Below are 2,277 nucleotides of genomic sequence, written 5' to 3'. Positions count from 1 at the left end.
GCTGTCAAGCGACATCTGGAACTGGTCCGCTGGCGACAGATAAAACTGGGCCACCCCTGTGGGTACAGAGTGTGCGTCACGCTGCCTCCTCGGGGTTGGGTTGAGCGCCGGCGGCGGGGGCTGGGAGTAGGCTGGTGAAGCTGTTGAAGAGACCACTGCGGCGCTTCTCTCGGAGTCGGTAGCTTTCGCCACGGATGGTGATCACGTGGCTGTGGTGGAGCATCCGATCGAGGATGGCGGTGGCGACGACGGCGTCTCCGAAGACGCGGCCCCACTCGGCTACGGGGCGGTTCGAGGTCACGAGGAAGCCGCCGCGCTCGTAGCGTCGGTTGACGAGCTGGAAGAACAGGTGGGCCGCATCCTCTTCGAGGGGGAGGTATCCGAGTTCGTCCACGATCAACAGCTTCGGCTTGGTGAAGTGGATGAGCTGGTCTTCGAGACGACCGGTCAGATGGGCCTTGGCCAGGTTGGCCACCAGCGCCGCCGCGGTGGTGAACAGCACCGTGTAGCCCGCGAGGATCGCCCCGCGGCCGACCGCCACCGCCAGGTGGGTCTTGCCCACACCCGGAGGGCCGAGGAAGAGCACCGATTCGCCGTGTGCGATGAACCGGCCGGTCGCCAGGTCCCGGATCTGCTCCTCGTTCACCGACGGCTGTGCCCCGAAGTCGAACCCGCTCAACTCCCGGACCGCGGGGAACTTCGCCAGCTTCATTCCCATGGTGATCCGCCGTTCGTCCTTGCGGGCGATCTCGCGTTCACACAGGAACTGCAACGCGTCCCGCAGGTTCAACTCGCGGCGCGCGGCTTCATCCAAGAGGGTGTCCAACTGGTCCCGAATCGCGCTCAGGCGCAAGCGCGTCAGCATCTGGACCAGCGGATCCGGCCCGTCTTCGCGTCTCACCAACTGCCTCCTGCGATCTCCGCATACTCCGCCAGGGGCCGCACCAAGCTGTCGGATCCCGACTCCTCGACGGTCCGGGGCCTGCGGACCGCACGCCCCTCGGCGCCGGCCACCCCCGCAAAGTGCGCCGGGTCGGTGAGCCGCTGCCGACGCCCCGGACTCCGCGGATGCGCCGCCACCTCCGAGGCGCCGTGATGGATGCAGACCTTGGTAGCACTCACCAGGACCCGCACCCGTTCCCCGATCAACAGCCACGGCACCGAGTAGGCGTTCGTGTCCACGACCACCGAACAGTCCGTGGTCACCCGACGCGTCAACTGCCGAACCTGCTCGAAACGCCCATAGGTCGGGAGCGGCCGGAGCTGCTGGGCTTCCTCCTCGACGAAGTGCTCGATCGGAACCCGGCCGGTGGTCCCATGAACCCGTCGGTTCGCCACCTCGCGGGTCCACCAGGCCAGATGCGCCTCGAGCTCCGCGAACGACGAGAACCGACGTCCCGCGATCCCGTTCCGCTTCACGTAACCCACCCCGGACTCGTCCTTCCCCTTCGTCCGCGCCCGATACGGCGCGCAGGCCTGCGGCCGGAACCCCCAGTGCTTCGCAAAGGCCAGGAACCGGTCCTGGAACACCACTTCCCGCGTCGCCGCGTCATGGCTCTTCACCAACGCCCGGGCGTTGTCCAGCAACACCGTCTCCACAACCCCACCGAACTCCTCGAACGTGCTCTCCAGCCCCTCGAACCAGTGCCGCTGCCGCTCCCCCAAGAACACCCGGACATGCATCCGACGCGAACACCCCAGCGTCGCCACGAACAGCGTCACCCGCCGCTTCTCCTCGCCGATCCAGACCTGGCGCCCGCCGAAGTCGATCTGCAACTGATACCCCGGCGGCGTCTCGAAGCGCGTCGTCGCCACCACTGCCGCTCGCAACTCCCGACGGAACGGCTCCACCGCGCGCTGCACCGTCCGCAAGCTCACCCGTACCCCCAGCGTCTCCAACTCCTGGCGAACCACGTCCGCGTTCCCTTCGTGCTGCACCAGCCGGTCTCGAAGCCACTCCTCCAAGCCCGTGAGCACCCCGTCCCGACGACGACGAGCCGCCTTCCGCCAGCGACCTCGCCGCAGCCACACCTGGACCGTCGTCCGCGAACACCCCAACCGGGCCGCGATCCGTCGCGTCCCCCAGCCCAGCCGGTGGAGCCGCCGCATCTCCAGCACATCTTCCGGTGTCCGCATCTCGTCGCTCCCGACGCCTCGTTCCGGCGTCAGAACCGAAGTACAGACCTCCCGACTCACCCCACACCTCCTCGCCCCAGCCACGGGGGTGGCCCAGTTTTATCTGTCGCCAAGTGGCCCAGTTTTGGATGTCGCCTCACA

Annotated in this window: 2 protein-coding genes; both read right to left on the bottom strand. The window is 67.7% G+C overall.

Translation table 11 applies throughout. The annotated features are described in order from the left end of the window. Window positions 1-76: 76 nt before the first annotated feature. Window positions 77-865: an IS21-like element helper ATPase IstB gene (istB, locus tag OXU42_02335; protein ID MDE0028229.1), complete on the bottom strand. Its 789-nt coding sequence runs from the start codon at window positions 863-865 to the stop codon at window positions 77-79. 32 nt (window positions 866-897) lie between these two features. Then, a complete protein-coding gene (gene istA, locus OXU42_02330; GenBank protein MDE0028228.1) occupies window positions 898-2,136 on the bottom strand; it encodes an IS21 family transposase in 1,239 nt (412 codons plus the stop codon). Window positions 2,137-2,277 lie beyond the last annotated feature (141 nt).

It is taken from the genome of Deltaproteobacteria bacterium (assembly GCA_028818775.1).
GTDB lineage: Bacteria > Desulfobacterota > Binatia > UBA9968 > JAJDTQ01 > JAJDTQ01.
The sequence above is the reverse complement of the archived record's forward strand: the minus strand, read 5'-3'. Positions and strand labels throughout refer to the sequence as shown.

Coding starts and splice junctions, on each gene's coding strand:
- istA (MDE0028228.1), bottom strand. CDS start 2,136: ATGCGGACACCGGAAGATGTGCTGGAGATGCGGCGGCTCCACCGGCTG.
- istB (MDE0028229.1), bottom strand. CDS start 865: ATGCTGACGCGCTTGCGCCTGAGCGCGATTCGGGACCAGTTGGACACC.